The sequence below is a fragment of the Kitasatospora sp. NPDC002965 genome (assembly GCF_040611255.1).
In the GTDB taxonomy this organism is placed as follows: domain Bacteria; phylum Actinomycetota; class Actinomycetes; order Streptomycetales; family Streptomycetaceae; genus Kitasatospora.
This window is the reverse complement of the sequence record NZ_JBEXNT010000018.1, coordinates 1-12,800: the sequence shown is the minus strand read 5'-3', so window position 1 is coordinate 12,800 and position 12,800 is coordinate 1. Positions and strand designations below refer to the sequence as shown.

The following is a 12,800-nucleotide window of genomic DNA, read 5'->3' as shown; positions in this document are numbered from 1 at the left end:
GGCGACGGTCGCCGGGACGCTGTGGTGGATGCCGGACGGTGCTGGGGCGGACCGGTCAGGACCGCTTGTCGTAGGCGACCGGGAGCCGGTTCACCCCACGGGCCAGGACGGCGGGCACCCAGGCGAGCGAGTCGATCTCCTCGCCGTCGGCGGCCGACGGCCGGAGCCCGGGCAGACGGGTGAGCAACGTGCCGATGGCGATCTGGAGTTCGGCCCGGGCCAGGGACGCGCCGGGGCAGAAGTGGATACCGTGGCCGAAGGCCATGTGGGCGTTGGGGGAGCGGTCGAAGTCCAGGACGTCGGCGTCCGGGAACTGCTCCTCGTCACGGTTGGCGGCGTTGAGCGAGATGATCACCGAGTCGCCGGCCGGGACGGTGGTCCCGTGCAGGTCGCTGTCCTCGGCGAAGAACCGCCAGGTGGTCAGCTCGAACGCGCCGTCGTAGCGGAGGAGTTCCTCGATGGCGCGGGCGAGCAGCCGCGGGCCGGCGGCCTGGTCGCCGTCGTCCGCGGTGAGCGCGGTCCGCAGCCGGTCGAGCTGCTCCGGGTGGCGCAGCAGGGTGATCAGCATGGTGGTGATCTGGTTGGTGACCGGCTCCTGGCCGGCGACCAGCAGCTGGAACACCATCGAGTCGAGCTCCTCGGGGCTCAACTCGCCGGCGTCGCACGCCGTGACGAGCCGGCCGAGCAGGTCCACGCCGGGTCCGGCGGGGTCGTAGGTCGCGCGCTTGTGCGTGACCACCTCGGCGATGTAGTTCTGCAGGCCGTGCAGCCGGCCCTCGTACGCCGGTCGGCCCGGGTCCTGCGGGCCGACCGGTTGCACCACCTTGCCCCAGTCGCGGTCGAAGCGGACGGCCAGCTCCTGCGGCAGGCCGATCACCTCGGCCAGTACCCGGAACGGGTAGTGGGCCGCGAAGCCCGCCACCAGGTCGGCGCCGCCGGCCGGGGCGGTCTCCGGCAGTTCGTCGATCAGGGCGTCGGCCAGCTCCTGGATGCGCGGGCGCAGCGACTCCACCCGGCGCGGTGAGAAGGCGTCCAGGACGAGCCGGCGCATCGTGGTGTGCTTCGGCGGGTCCTGGTGGAGCAGGTGCACCTGGAGCTGCGAGTGCTGCGGCTCCGGCATGATCGAGGCGAGCCTGAGCCACTCCTCGTTGCCGAGGTCGTGGTTCTTGCCGAACCGGGGGTCGTTGAGCGCCTCGTGCGCGGCCTTGTAGCCGGTCACCAGCCAGGCGCCCACACCGCTCGGGAACTTCACCCGGTGCACGGGGCCGGCGGCGCGCATCTGCCGGTACAGCGGATAGGGGTCGCTCTTGTACTCCGGCCCGTACAGCGGGACCGGATCGGGGAGCTCGTCGTAGCCGAACGGGCAGCGCGACGCGTCGGCGGCGGGTGCCGTCGACGTCGTCTCTGCCGCGCCGGTCTGGCCGGCCGAGGCCGGGTCGTGGACGGTGTCGGTCATGCGGGTGTTTCCTCCGGTCGGGATCTGTGGTGCGCAGGAGGAGGTGCGACGGTGGTCACACTCTGCTGCGGATCGTCCGGTTGGTGCTGGTGGTGCCGGTGGTGCTGTCGCCGCCGGTGGCTCCGGCGGCGCGGTGGTGCAGGGTCAGGAGGACGACGGCGAGGGCGGTGAGCAGTCCGGCGAGCAGGAGCCCGGCGTGGATCCCGGCGACCTCGGTGGTGCCGTAGAGCGTGGCGGCGGTCCCGAGCGCCGGGCCGAGCGCGAACCCGAGGCTGCGGGCGAGCTGGACGGCCGAGCCGGCGGTGGCCATCTGCTCCCGCGGGGCGGAAGTCATCACCAGGGCCTGGACGGGGCCGCCGTTGAGGCCCATGCCGATGCCGGCCACTGCCAGGCGCCAGGCGATGTCGGCCGAGGACCAGCCGGTATCCACCGGGACGAGCAGCAGCAGGCCGAAGGCGGTCACGGCGGCGCCGGTCAGCGCGGTCGGGCGGGCTCCCCAGCGGTCGGCGAGCCGTCCGCCGAACCGGCCGGCCACCACCATGCCGAGCGGGAAGGCCAGCATGGTGACTGCCGTTCCGGTCGCGCTGACGCCGTCGTCCCGGCGCAGGTACTGGGCGAGCAGGTAGTGGTTGGCGGCGAACCCGGCGGCCAGCGCCAGCACCGATCCGTTCACGGCGGCGGTGCCGGAGGCCCGCATGACGGCCGCGACCGGCTTCCCGCCGGGCCGGCGCAGCCAGAACAGCGTCAGCGGCACGGCCGGCAGCAGGAGCAGCAGCCAGAGCGGGGCCTCGGGCGCCAGGGTGAGGCCGAGCAGGACGGCGGCCACCGCCGAGCCGATCAGCGCGGCGTCGCCCAGCGTGCTGCGGTCGGGCAGTCGCAGGCGCCCGCCGAGCGGGGCGTCGCGCCGGGTGATCAGCCAGGCGGCCAGACAGATCGGCAGCTTGACGAGGAAGATCGCCCGCCAGCCGACGTGGTCCAGCAGCAGGCCGCCGATCACCGGGCCGAGGACGGCGCCGAGCGGGCCCAGGGTGGCGGGCACGCTCATCGCGCGCCCGCGCAGCTCGGGCCGTACGGCGGTGGCGGCCAGTACCGGCATCAGGACGAACAGCACCGCGCCGAACGCGCCCTGGGCCAGCCGGGCGGCTATCAGCCAGCTCGCCCACGGTGCGGCGGCGGCCAGCGCGCTGCACAGGGCGAAGCCGCCGACGGAGAAGAGCAGCGCGGAGCGGATGCCGACCTGGTCGAGCCACCGCCCGGCGGGAAGCAGCAGGGCCACCAGGGGGAGCTGGTAGCCGAGCACGGCCCACTGGGCGGTGGTCGAGGAGACGTCGAGGGCGTCGGCGATGTCGGTGAGCGCGAGGTTCACGACGTTCATGTCGAGCATCGCGACGAACGAGATCAGCCCGGCGGCCAGGACCAGGCTCCACCGGTCCTCCGACCGCGCCGGGTCGTCACCCGCCTTGCTGGTGGCGGGCGACTGCTGCGCTGCCATGGGTCATCCTCCGTCCGTTCCCCGTGCCGTCCGGACACCACCTCGGCGGCGGTGTCCGGTACAGCAGTCGGAGGCACACGAGGGTGAGTTCCGAACAGGTGAGGGATTTTTATGACTTGGCCGGATCATGGCGATCGTGGCCGATCTTGTCCGCCCGGGGGCCTCCGGACGCGCCGCCCTCCGGAGGCGCGGTACTGGCGTCGGTGCGGTGCCGGCGGTCGGCCGACGTGGTCGGTGCCGGTGGCGTGCCGACCGCTTCAGCAGGCGGCGGCCAGCTCGGCGGGCGCTCCCGGAGGCGCGTCGCCGGTCTCGGCCGCCCGCAGACGGGCTATCAGCTCCTCCCGGGCCCGTGCCACCCGGGAGCGGACGGTGCCGACCGGGCAGCCGGCCACCTCGGCGGCCTCCGCGTAGCTCAGCCCGACCACCTGGGTGAGCACGAAGGCCTCGCGCCGCTGGGCGGGCACCCGGTCCAGGAGGTCGCCGAGCGCCACGCCGTCCTCGAAGCCGGCGGTGGGCGCGGTGCCCTGTCGCTCGGCGGCCTCCTGCCAGTCCGGCAGCGCGGCGCAGCGGGGCCGGGCGGCGGCGGTGCGGTAGCGGTCGATGACGGTCCGGCGGGCGATCGACAGCAGCCAGGTGCGGGCGGAGGACCGTCCGGCGAACCCCGGCAGGCTGCGCAGGGCCCGCAGGAAGGTCTCCTGGGCCAGGTCGTCGGCGGACTGGACGTCGGTGAGGTGGGCGACGAACCGCCAGACGTCCCGCTGGGTGGCCCGGACGAAGGCCTCGACGTCGGCGGGCCGGCCCTCCCGGGCGGCCAGGGCGAGCGCGGTCAGCTGTTCGTCATCCACGGCGGCCTCCCACCCGGGCGGTCGCACGTCGGAGCGGGTGCGGGACGATGGTCACATGAGATGCGCGCAACTCCGTACCGCTCTGTCCGCACGCCTCGACGGCGAACCCGCCGGTGTGCCGGACCGTCGGCTGGACAAGCACGTCGCGCGCTGCGCGGCGTGCCGGGACTGGCTGGAGCAGGCGGAGCGACTGCGCGGCCCACTGCTCGCGGACCGGATCGACGGACCCTCGGACGACTGGTCCGCGGGGCTCCTCGCCCGCCTCGCGGCGGAGCGCGGCGACGCGGACCGGGGCGACGCGGGCCGGGGCAGTGCTGGATCGGGCCGTCCCGGGCAGGGGGACGACGGGCGGACGCGGTAGGACGGTGGCGCCGGACGAGGCCGGTGCGCCGTCGTAGTCAGGCATGGAAGGTCCTGAGGGGAAGACAGGGGCGGTGCCGCTGCGGGCGGCACCCTCGGCGTCGGTGGGCCGGTCGTGCCGCGTCGCCCCGCATGACTGCGGGGGCGGCGGCACGTGCCGGGCCCGGGCCCTGGCGGCGCGGCGGCGCCGGACGCACCCCGGAGTAGCGGTACTCGGGAGTGCGCGGTGTCCGGCGGAACGGCGCAGGGCGACCTGCCCGTCGCGCCCCGGACACCGGTGGTGTCGGGGGAGGCGGCGGGCGCGTCAGCGGGCGAGCGCGAGGACCGGCGGACCGCGTCGGACCAGGGCGTGCGAGAGCAGCACCAACCGGGGCGGCCGGGTCCGGTGGCCGGCGGTTCTCGGTGCGGTCGGCGGCCGGAGGCCGACCGGACAGCCGAACAGGGCCAGCAGCGGCACCAGCAGTGCGCCCGCGAGCACCGAGCCCAGCGAACCGAGCAGTTCGAACAACCGGGCCAGGGCCGCCTCACCGCGCCAGAGCAGCAGCGCACAGGCCAGCGCGGCGAGCACGTGGGCGGTGATCATGCCGGGCGTCATGCCGTGCGCGGCCATGTCGTGCGCCGCCGTCCCGTGGGCCGCCAGACCGTCCCCGGACGTCGCGGCGCCGGACAGCGCGGACGGGTCCGCGGTGGTCGCCGCGCCGTGCGCATGGTGCTGGACGGCTGCCGTCGTGACGGCCGGTGGCACCGCCGGGTCGAGTCCGGCCATCCGGGCCAGGTCGTCCGGCGAGAGGCCGGTGGGAGAGGCTTCCGGATTGCAGAGCAGCAGCGAGGCCCAGTCGGTCCCGGCCAGTCGGCCGAGCCCGCCGCCCCCGGCGAGCGTTCCGGCCTGTTCGAACGTCAGGTGGAGCGCGGTCTGCGCGGCCACCATCCAGACGCTGATCAGGCCGAGCCCCCGCTGTCGCCCGGCCAGCAGCCAGGTGAGGCCGAGGGTGAGACCGAAGGCGCCCGCCAGTACCGGGGGGGAGATCCCGGCGCCGGCCATGGCGACGTGAGCCGCGGCGGCCAGCGCTACGCAGAGCGCAGCGAAGACCACGGCGCGCAGCGAGCGGATCCGGTCGGTCATCACGATGACACTCATCGTCGCACCCGCCTCCGTCGGCCAGTACCGCACCCTCGGGTATTGGCCGGTTCCGCCCCCGTCCCGCCACGTCCGACCACCTCGGGCACCACTGTCCCGGGCAAGCCGTTCGGGCACTACCGCCCTGTGTGGGCAGCGGGAACGGGTGGGGTGGCCGGGGGCCGTGCGGTGGCTGGTTCATGACGGTACGGACGTCCCGCTTGCGACGTCTGTGCCTGAATACCCGTTAGTCGTACCAGCAGCACGGTTTGACAGCTTCCTTTCCGGTACGTGCTAGATGTGACCCCGCGATGTGACCCCGCGCACACGGGGTGTGAGGGGGCAGGAGGACAGGCATGAGCACCGCCGCCACACCCGACGCCGAGGCCGCACCCGGGGCCGCACCCGAGGCCGCGCCCGAGGCCGACGCCGGGGTGCCCGGCGCCGGCGTTCCCGCCGTGGACCTCGCCGACCCCGCGTTCTGGCGGCTGCCCGCCGCCGTCCGCGCCGCCGCCTTCGCCGAACTGCGCCGCCTCCCCGCCCCGGCCCGGTTCGGCGGACCCGGCTCCGGGCACCCCGGCCAGGGCTTCCACGCCCTCGTCCGGCACGCCGACGTCGTCGAGGCCGGCCGCACCCCCGCCGTCTTCCTCAGCGGACCGGGCGTCACCACCCCCGAACCGGCGCGCTGGGTCCGGCTGCTGTTCGGGGACTCCATGGTCAACCTGGACGACCCCCGCCACGCCCAGCTGCGCCGCATCGTCTCCCGGGCCTTCACCCCGCGGCTGATCTCCAAGGTCGAGGACGACATCCGGCGGGTCGCCGCCGACCTCGTCGACCGGGTGGAGCGCGAGCGCCCCGAGGACTTCGTCACCTCGGTCGCCGCCGAGCTCCCGTTCCAGGTGATCTGCAACATGATGGGCATCCCCGAGGAGCCCCGTCGCGTGATCCTCGACCAGGTCAACCACGCGTCCGAGCACACCGGCGTCGCCCGCCCGCTGCGCGCCCGGCTCCGGATGCCCGGCCGCGGCCTGCTGGCACTGGCCCGGATGCAGGGCATGGTCGCCGACCTCGGCCGCGAGCGCCGCCGCCGCCCCGCCGACGACCTCGTCACCGCCCTCGTCACCGCCGACGTCGACGGCCGCCGCCTGACCGGCCGTGAGCTCGGGGCCTTCTTCTCCCTGCTGCTCGTCGCCGGCGTCGAGACGACGCGCAACGCGCTCGCCCACGGCCTCCACCTGCTCACCGCCCACCCGGAACAACGGGCCCTGCTCGTCGGCGACCTCGACCGGCACCTCGGCGGGGCGGTCGACGAGATCGTCCGCCACGCCACCCCGATCATCCAGTTCCGCCGGACCCTGGCCGTCGACCACCGGCTCGGCGGCCCCGACGGCCCGTTGCTGAGGGCCGGGGACAAGGCGGTGCTCTACTTCGGCTCCGCCAACCGCGACGAGACGGTCTTCGCCGACCCGGACGCCTTCGACATCACCCGCAGCCCCAACCCCCACCTCGGCTTCGGCGGCGGCGGACCGCACTACTGCCTCGGCGCGCACCTCGCCCGGCAGGAGATGAAGGTGCTCTACCGGGAGCTGTTCACCCGCCTGCCCGGGATCCGCTCGGTCGGCGAGCCGGAGCTGGTCCCGTCCAGCTTCGACCACCGGGTCCGGTCGCTGCGGTTCACCTTCTGAGCGCAGGCCGCGCAGGCCACGCAGGCCACGGCGGCCACGGCGCGCGGGTCAGCCGCCGGTCGGGATGCCCCGGTCGGTCTTGACCTGCTTCATCGTCAGGTGGGAGTTGACCTGGGCGATCCCCGGCAGCCCGGAGAGCACGTCGGTGATGAACCGCTCGTACGCCGCGATGTCCGCCACCGCGATCCGCAGCAGGTAGTCCGGCTCCCCGAACAGCCGGTGCGCCTCCACCACCTCCGGCAGCTCGGCCACCCGCCGTTCGAACTCCGCCACCGTGACCTGGTCCTCGTGCCGCATGGTGATCGTCACGAAGGGCTGGAAGCCGCGGCCGACCGCCGCGCCGTCCAGCAGGGCCCGGTAGCCGCGGATCACGCCGTCCTGTTCCAGCTGCCGGACCCGGCGCAGGCAGGGCGAGGGGGTGAGGTCGACCCGGGCGGCCAGTTCGGCGTTGCTGAGACGGCCGTCCTGCTGGAGCTCGTGGAGGATTCTGCGGTCAATTCGGTCCATGGCGCAATATTCTGCCAAAAGGTGGTGAAGGCGGGCACGAAGTAGCCATCGCGTGCCAGGCCGATCCGGCTACCGTCAGTGACCGCAACCCGCCCGGCCGAGCACGACAGGTCACCGCCATGGACACCCACGCCCTCCTCCTCTTCCTGGGGGTCGACCTGCTACTGGTCTGTACGCCCGGCCCCGACTGGCTCTACATCGCCGCCCGCGGCCTCGGCCAGGGCCGGCGCGCCGCACTGACCGCCGTCGCCGGGGTCTGCGCCGGCTACACGGTCCACACCCTGCTCTCCAGCGCCGGACTCGCCGCGGCCCTGCGGGCCGTCCCCGCGGCCCTGCCCGTCCTCCGCGTCACCGGCGCCGTCTACCTGCTGGTCCTCGCCGTCACCATGCTGCTCGCGCTCCGCCGCGGACGGGGCGGCACCGCCCTCGCCGCACCCCGGCCGCAGCCCACGGCCACGGTGCTGCGCCAGTCCGCTCTCACCGCGCTGCTCAACCCCAAGGGCCTGCTGCTCTACCTCTCCCTGGTGCCGCAGTTCGTCGACCCCGCCGCAGGGCTGCCGGTCGGCGGCCAGGTGCTCGTGCTCGGTACGCTCAACGTGCTGGCCTGCGCCGTCGTCTACGGGCTGGTCGCGCACGCCAGCGGACGGCTCGGCGGCCGCTTCGGCGCCGACCCGGCCGCCGCCCGCCGGATGACCGTCGTCTCGGCGGTCCTGCTGATGCTTGTGGCGGGTGTCACGGCGACCGCCTGAGGACGGGAGCAGAATGCGCTCATGACAGACCGTTCGACGTCCTCACCGTCCGGCCCCGGTCCCGTGCCCGTCGGGGACCTGCCCACCGCCGATGCCTGGGCCGCCCTCGGGGGGCCGGCGGACCTGCTGGAGCGGGTCGCCTTCCACGGCCCCGACGCGGTGCTGCCCTCCCGGCTCCCCGTCCTGCGCCTCGCCCGGGCCACCGTCGCCGCCTGCTCGCTGGCCGCCGCCGAACTCGCCGCGCTGCGGTCCGGCGGACCGGTACCGGAGGTCGGGATCGACCACGGCGCCGTCGCCACCGCCTTCGTCAGCGAACGCCACCTGCGGATCGACGGCCGGACCCCGGTCTCCTTCGCGCCGCTCTCCGGCTTCTGGCAGACCGCCGACGGCTGGCTCCGGACCCACGCGAACTACCCGCACCACCGCGAGCGGCTGCTCACCGCCCTCGGCCTGCCCGCCGACACCGGGCCCGAGCGGCTCGCCGCGGAGCTGCGGCAGCGGCCGGCCGCGTCGGTCCAGGAGCGCGCGTACGCGGCGGGGGCGCTCGCTGTCGCCGTCGCGCCGGTCCGGGAGACCGCGCTGCCGCTGGTCGAGTCCCGGGTCGTCGACGAGGCCGCCCCCCGGCGCCTGGGCCCCGCCCCGCTCCCCGCCGCCGGGATCCGCGTCCTCGACCTCACCCGGGTCATCGCCGGACCGGTCGCCACCCGCACCCTCGCCCTGCTCGGCGCCGACGTGCTCCGGGTCGACTCACCCCGGCTCCCCGAGGCCGAGGACGCCCACGTCGACACGGGCCTCGGCAAGCGCTCCACCCGCCTCGACCTCGCCGACCCCGCCGACCGGGCCGTCCTGGAGACCCTGCTCGCCACCGCCGACGTCGTCGTCACCGGCTACCGCCCCGGCTCCCTCGACGCCCACGGCCTGGCCCCCGAGGCGCTGCTCGCACGCCGCCCCGGGCTGGTCGTCGCACAGCTCAACGCCTGGGGCTGGACCGGACCCTGGTCCGGCCGGCGCGGCTTCGACAGCCTGGTCCAGGCAGGCGTCGGCATCGCCGGGATCGAGGCCGGCGCCGACGGCCGCCCCGGTGTGCTGCCCGCCCAGGCCCTCGACCACGGCACCGGTTACCTGATCGCGGCCGGGGTCCTGCGGGCCCTCACCGACCAGCGCACCACCCGCCCGGGCGGCCGCCGGCTGCGCTACTCCCTGGCCGGCACCGCCTCCTGGCTGCTGGAGGGCATCGCGCCCACCGCCGACCCGCGCGTCCTCCCGAACGGCGAGCCGTACGACCCGGCGCGCTGGATCACCGAGACCGACTCGCCGTACGGGCGGCTGCGCCACGCCCTGTCGCCCGTCGCGTACGCGGGCGCCCCGGCGGGGTGGTCGCGCCCGCCGGGGCGTTGGGGGACGGACGCCCCCGCCTGGCACTGATCCCCCGATCCGTGGATCGGCCCCGGCCCCGGGTGGGGTCGGGGCCCGGGCGTCAGACGCCGGAGGGGATCCGGCCGGCCGTGCTCCGGACCTGGAACGCCGTCACGATCTCGACCAACCCGAGGATCACCAGCCAGCACCCGGACAGGATGGTCAGCGCGGTGATCGAACCGACCGGCCAGACCATCAGCAGCACGCCCGCCAGGGTGTTCGCGACCCCGGCGACGGCCTGCCAGCCGCGGGCGGGCATGGACGCGTCCGAGATCACGGCCGCGAGCTGGGTGATGCCCCGGAACAGCCAGCCGATGCCGATCCAGATCGCCAGCAGGAGCAACGACCGGGCCGCGCTGCGGAAGCAGAGCAGGCCCAGCAGCACGCAGATCGCCCCGCTGATGAAGGCCAGCACCCGCAGCGCCGTCGTGGCGTGCGTGCCGAACGCCGCGACCAGCTGGACGATGCCGATGACCAGCAGGTAGAGGCCGAACAGGACGCCCACCACCAGCAGCGTCTGCTCCGGCCAGACGAACACGATGATCCCGAGGCCGAGCGAGACGAGCCCGGCGATCAGCAGGACCTGCCAGGCGGCCTTGGCGAGCAGTCCGAGCGGGCCCCGGACCGGGGAGCCGTCGGGAGTGATGATCGGGGAGACCACGGTGGCGTCCTCCTGGGGGAGCGGAGCGGGTCGGCGTTCCTCACGATCTCCGCGTGTGCCGCGCACCGCCCGCCGGATGCACCCGTTCGGGGGACCGGCCCGGCTCAGGGCGCGGCCGTTCCGCACCGCCGTCGTTTCCCCCCGCGGCTGTTTCCCCTAGGCCACCGGACGTCCATCTCCGCCTCGCCTCGCGTCGATATCGTCCGGCGATATGACTTCTGAAGGGTGGGGGACCCCTCCGGTCGAACCGATCAGCCAGCACTACATCGTCTGCGGCGGAAACGCGCTCGCCCACCGCCTCACGCTCGAACTCGTCGAACACTACGAAGTGCCCGTGGTGGTCCTCGTCCCGGACCGGACCCGCGACCACGCACCGCAGATCGAGCAGCTGGACGGGGTCGCCGCCGTCGTGGAGTACGCCGGCGTCACCGAGGAGGCGCTGCGCGCCGTCCGGGTCGAGACCGCGCGGGGCATCGCCCTGGTCGAGGGCCGCGACCAGGAGAACATCCACGCCGCGCTCTCCGCCCAGGGCCACAACCCCGACATCCGCATCGTGCTGCGGATGTTCAACCAGCGGCTCGGCGAGAACATCGAACGGCTGCTCAGGAACGGCACCGCGCTCTCCGGCTCCGCGACCGCCGCGCCCGCCTTCGCCGCCGCCGCGCTCTCCCGCCCCAACTCCGTCCAGGTCGGCGACCGGTTCCTGCACATCGCCTACGACGACGACATCGACTCCCACCGGATCTGCGTCGTCGCCGACCGGATCGACCGCCAGGACCTCGGCCGCACCCGGCTGCTCCCCGAGCAGGAGGGCGACTCGGCGTCCTTCGTGCGGCTGGCCAGGGAGTTCGGCGACGACGGGCCGATCCGCTCCGGCGCCGCCGCCCGCCGGGCCGCCGGGGCGGAGGGGGCCGCCGGGACGCCCGGGAGCGGGGACGGGGCGGGAGATCGGGCCGGGGACGGGGACACCGGCCGCGAGGCCGCCCGGGAACCTGCCGCCGAGTCCGCCGAGGTCGTGGAGGCCGCCGAGGTCGTGGAGTCCGCCGAGGTCGTGGAGTCCGTGGAGTCCGCCGAGGTCGCCGCAGACCGGGCCGCCGACGCAGACGCCGACAGCGCCGCCCGCGAGGTCGCCGGGGCCGCCGCCGAGGGTCGCGGCGGGGTCGCGGCGCTGCAGACCCTGCCGAGCGAGCCCCCGGTCCGGATCGCCTGGTGGCGCCGGCTGCGCTGGCGGCTGCTCGACACCCTCCGCTTCTTCACCAGCGCCCGGCTCCGGCTGGTGCTGATCACCGCCCTGGCCGCGGTGCTGCTCGCCTTCGGCCTGCTCTGGTACCTCAACCGCGACTTCGGCTGGTCGCTGTACGTCTCGCTGCTCGACCTGGCCGGCGCGGCTCAGCCGGACCAGCCGGCCGACGCCGCCGCCGGGACGGGCACCGGCGGCACCTGGCAGCGGATCGCCCAGGTGGTGATCACCTTCTGCGGGATCACCTTCGCACCGGTCGCCACGGCCATCATGGTCGAGGTCCTCGCCTCCGGACGGCGCGGTCAGCCCCGCAACCCCGGCGCCGGCACCCGCGACCACGTCATCGTGATCGGCCTCGGCAACGTCGGCACCCGGGTGGTCGCCCAACTGCACGGCCTCGGTGTCCCGGTGGTCGGGCTCGAACGCGACCCGCAGGCCCGCGGCATCTCCGCGGTCCGCGCGCTGGGGGTCCCGGTGGTGGTCGACGACGGTCCGCTCGCCGAGCAGCTGCGCCGGGCCCGGCTGAAGCGCAGCCGGGCCGTGGTCGCGGTCAGCGGCGACGACGCGACCAACCTGGAGGCGGCCCTGGAGGCGCGCGCCGTCCGGCCCGATGTCCGGGTCGTCGTGCGGCTCTTCGACGACAACTTCGCCCATCACGTGTACGCCACGCTGGACAACGCGGCGTCCCGCTCGACGTCCTACCTCTCGGCGCCCGCCTTCGCCGCGGCCCTGATGGGGCGTGAGGTGCTCGGCACCCTGTCGGTGTTCCGGCACGTCCTGCTGATCGCCGAACTGCGGGCCGAGGTCGGCAGCGGCCTGATCGGCCTGAACCGGCACGACCTGGAGGACCCGGGGGGTGTCCGGGTCCTCGCCGTCCGGCTGGCCCGCAGCCCGCAGGTGTACCACTGGAACTACGCGGACCGTACCCGGGGCCTGGAGCCGGGCGACCGGGTCGTGGTCGCCGCGACACGCAGCGGACTCGCCCGGCTCAACACGGTGCCGGGGAACACGGGCGGCGGTCGGGCGGCGGCCGAGCAGCAGTCGGACCGGTGACCGGTGACCGGTGACCGCTGCCCGGTCGGCCGCCGGGCAGCGGCCGGCGGCCGACGGCGCCCGTGAACCGCCGGCCGCCGTACGCCGGTTGCCAGCGGTCGTCAGTTGTCAGCGGTGGGTGAACGACGCCGGCCGCTTCTCGGCGAACGCCGCCATGCCCTCCTTCTGGTCGGCGGTGGCGAAGACGGCGTGGAAGAGCCGCCGCTCGAAGCGGACGCC

General features: G+C 75.1%; 11 protein-coding genes and 1 pseudogene. 5 read left to right on the top strand and 7 right to left on the bottom strand.

What is annotated here, in order from left to right; genetic code table 11:
* Positions 1-55: 55 nt before the first annotated feature.
* The 3 genes from ABZY91_RS10570 to ABZY91_RS10560 all read right to left on the bottom strand — a co-directional run bounded on the left by ABZY91_RS10570 (position 56) and on the right by ABZY91_RS10560 (position 3,793).
* Positions 56-1,456, bottom strand: coding sequence for a cytochrome P450 (locus tag ABZY91_RS10570; protein ID WP_329879071.1), 1,401 nt, complete (start codon positions 1,454-1,456; stop codon positions 56-58).
* 55 nt (positions 1,457-1,511) lie between these two features.
* Complete coding sequence (locus ABZY91_RS10565) at positions 1,512-2,948, bottom strand: MFS transporter (RefSeq protein WP_355401414.1); 1,437 nt, start codon at positions 2,946-2,948, stop codon at positions 1,512-1,514.
* A gap of 257 nt (positions 2,949-3,205) precedes the next feature.
* The gene (locus ABZY91_RS10560) at positions 3,206-3,793 is read right to left on the bottom strand and encodes a sigma-70 family RNA polymerase sigma factor (protein ID WP_329879073.1); all 588 of its coding nucleotides are present in this window, start codon (positions 3,791-3,793) and stop codon (positions 3,206-3,208) included.
* Positions 3,794-3,848: 55 nt separating this feature from the next.
* On the opposite strand from ABZY91_RS10560, the gene ABZY91_RS10555 reads away from it, so the two are divergent.
* Positions 3,849-4,154 carry a zf-HC2 domain-containing protein gene (locus ABZY91_RS10555; protein WP_355401412.1) on the top strand — a complete coding sequence of 102 codons (306 nt, stop codon included), beginning with the start codon at positions 3,849-3,851 and terminating at the stop codon, positions 4,152-4,154.
* Positions 4,155-4,457: 303 nt separating this feature from the next.
* On the opposite strand, the gene ABZY91_RS10550 is transcribed toward ABZY91_RS10555, so the two are convergent.
* Positions 4,458-5,291 (bottom strand): hypothetical protein, encoded by an 834-nt coding sequence (locus ABZY91_RS10550; RefSeq protein ID WP_355401410.1) that lies wholly within the window; start codon positions 5,289-5,291, stop codon positions 4,458-4,460.
* A gap of 335 nt (positions 5,292-5,626) precedes the next feature.
* On the opposite strand from ABZY91_RS10550, the gene ABZY91_RS10545 reads away from it, so the two are divergent.
* Complete coding sequence (locus ABZY91_RS10545; protein WP_355401408.1) at positions 5,627-6,955, top strand: cytochrome P450; 1,329 nt, start codon at positions 5,627-5,629, stop codon at positions 6,953-6,955.
* Positions 6,956-7,003: 48 nt separating this feature from the next.
* Here ABZY91_RS10545 and ABZY91_RS10540 read toward each other — a convergent pair whose 3' ends face one another.
* The gene (locus ABZY91_RS10540) at positions 7,004-7,462 is read right to left on the bottom strand and encodes an Lrp/AsnC family transcriptional regulator (protein WP_329879077.1); all 459 of its coding nucleotides are present in this window, start codon (positions 7,460-7,462) and stop codon (positions 7,004-7,006) included.
* A 119-nt stretch (positions 7,463-7,581) separates the two neighbouring features.
* On the opposite strand from ABZY91_RS10540, the gene ABZY91_RS10535 reads away from it, so the two are divergent.
* Together ABZY91_RS10535 and ABZY91_RS10530 are read left to right on the top strand one after the other, a co-directional pair.
* The gene (locus ABZY91_RS10535; RefSeq protein WP_329950845.1) at positions 7,582-8,211 is read left to right on the top strand and encodes a LysE family translocator; all 630 of its coding nucleotides are present in this window, start codon (positions 7,582-7,584) and stop codon (positions 8,209-8,211) included.
* A gap of 21 nt (positions 8,212-8,232) precedes the next feature.
* Positions 8,233-9,636, top strand: a complete 1,404-nt coding sequence (locus ABZY91_RS10530; RefSeq protein WP_355401405.1) for a CoA transferase — start codon at positions 8,233-8,235, stop codon at positions 9,634-9,636.
* Positions 9,637-9,688: 52 nt separating this feature from the next.
* Here the strand turns inward: ABZY91_RS10530 and ABZY91_RS10525 are convergent, their stop codons facing one another.
* On the bottom strand, positions 9,689-10,288 hold the full coding sequence (locus tag ABZY91_RS10525; protein WP_329879080.1) for a DUF308 domain-containing protein: 600 nt from the start codon (positions 10,286-10,288) through the stop codon (positions 9,689-9,691).
* A gap of 211 nt (positions 10,289-10,499) precedes the next feature.
* Between ABZY91_RS10525 and ABZY91_RS10520 the strand changes: the two genes are divergently transcribed.
* Positions 10,500-12,581 carry an NAD-binding protein gene (locus tag ABZY91_RS10520; RefSeq protein WP_355401403.1) on the top strand — a complete coding sequence of 694 codons (2,082 nt, stop codon included), beginning with the start codon at positions 10,500-10,502 and terminating at the stop codon, positions 12,579-12,581.
* A 108-nt stretch (positions 12,582-12,689) separates the two neighbouring features.
* Here ABZY91_RS10520 and ABZY91_RS10515 read toward each other — a convergent pair.
* Positions 12,690-12,800, bottom strand: a pseudogene (locus ABZY91_RS10515) (enoyl-CoA hydratase); the annotation flags it as partial.

Coding starts and splice junctions, on each gene's coding strand:
- ABZY91_RS10570 (WP_329879071.1), bottom strand. CDS start 1,456: ATGACCGACACCGTCCACGACCCGGCCTCGGCCGGCCAGACCGGCGCG.
- ABZY91_RS10565 (WP_355401414.1), bottom strand. CDS start 2,948: ATGGCAGCGCAGCAGTCGCCCGCCACCAGCAAGGCGGGTGACGACCCG.
- ABZY91_RS10555 (WP_355401412.1), top strand. CDS start 3,849: ATGAGATGCGCGCAACTCCGTACCGCTCTGTCCGCACGCCTCGACGGC.
- ABZY91_RS10550 (WP_355401410.1), bottom strand. CDS start 5,291: ATGAGTGTCATCGTGATGACCGACCGGATCCGCTCGCTGCGCGCCGTG.
- ABZY91_RS10545 (WP_355401408.1), top strand. CDS start 5,627: ATGAGCACCGCCGCCACACCCGACGCCGAGGCCGCACCCGGGGCCGCA.
- ABZY91_RS10540 (WP_329879077.1), bottom strand. CDS start 7,462: ATGGACCGAATTGACCGCAGAATCCTCCACGAGCTCCAGCAGGACGGC.
- ABZY91_RS10535 (WP_329950845.1), top strand. CDS start 7,582: ATGGACACCCACGCCCTCCTCCTCTTCCTGGGGGTCGACCTGCTACTG.
- ABZY91_RS10530 (WP_355401405.1), top strand. CDS start 8,233: ATGACAGACCGTTCGACGTCCTCACCGTCCGGCCCCGGTCCCGTGCCC.
- ABZY91_RS10520 (WP_355401403.1), top strand. CDS start 10,500: ATGACTTCTGAAGGGTGGGGGACCCCTCCGGTCGAACCGATCAGCCAG.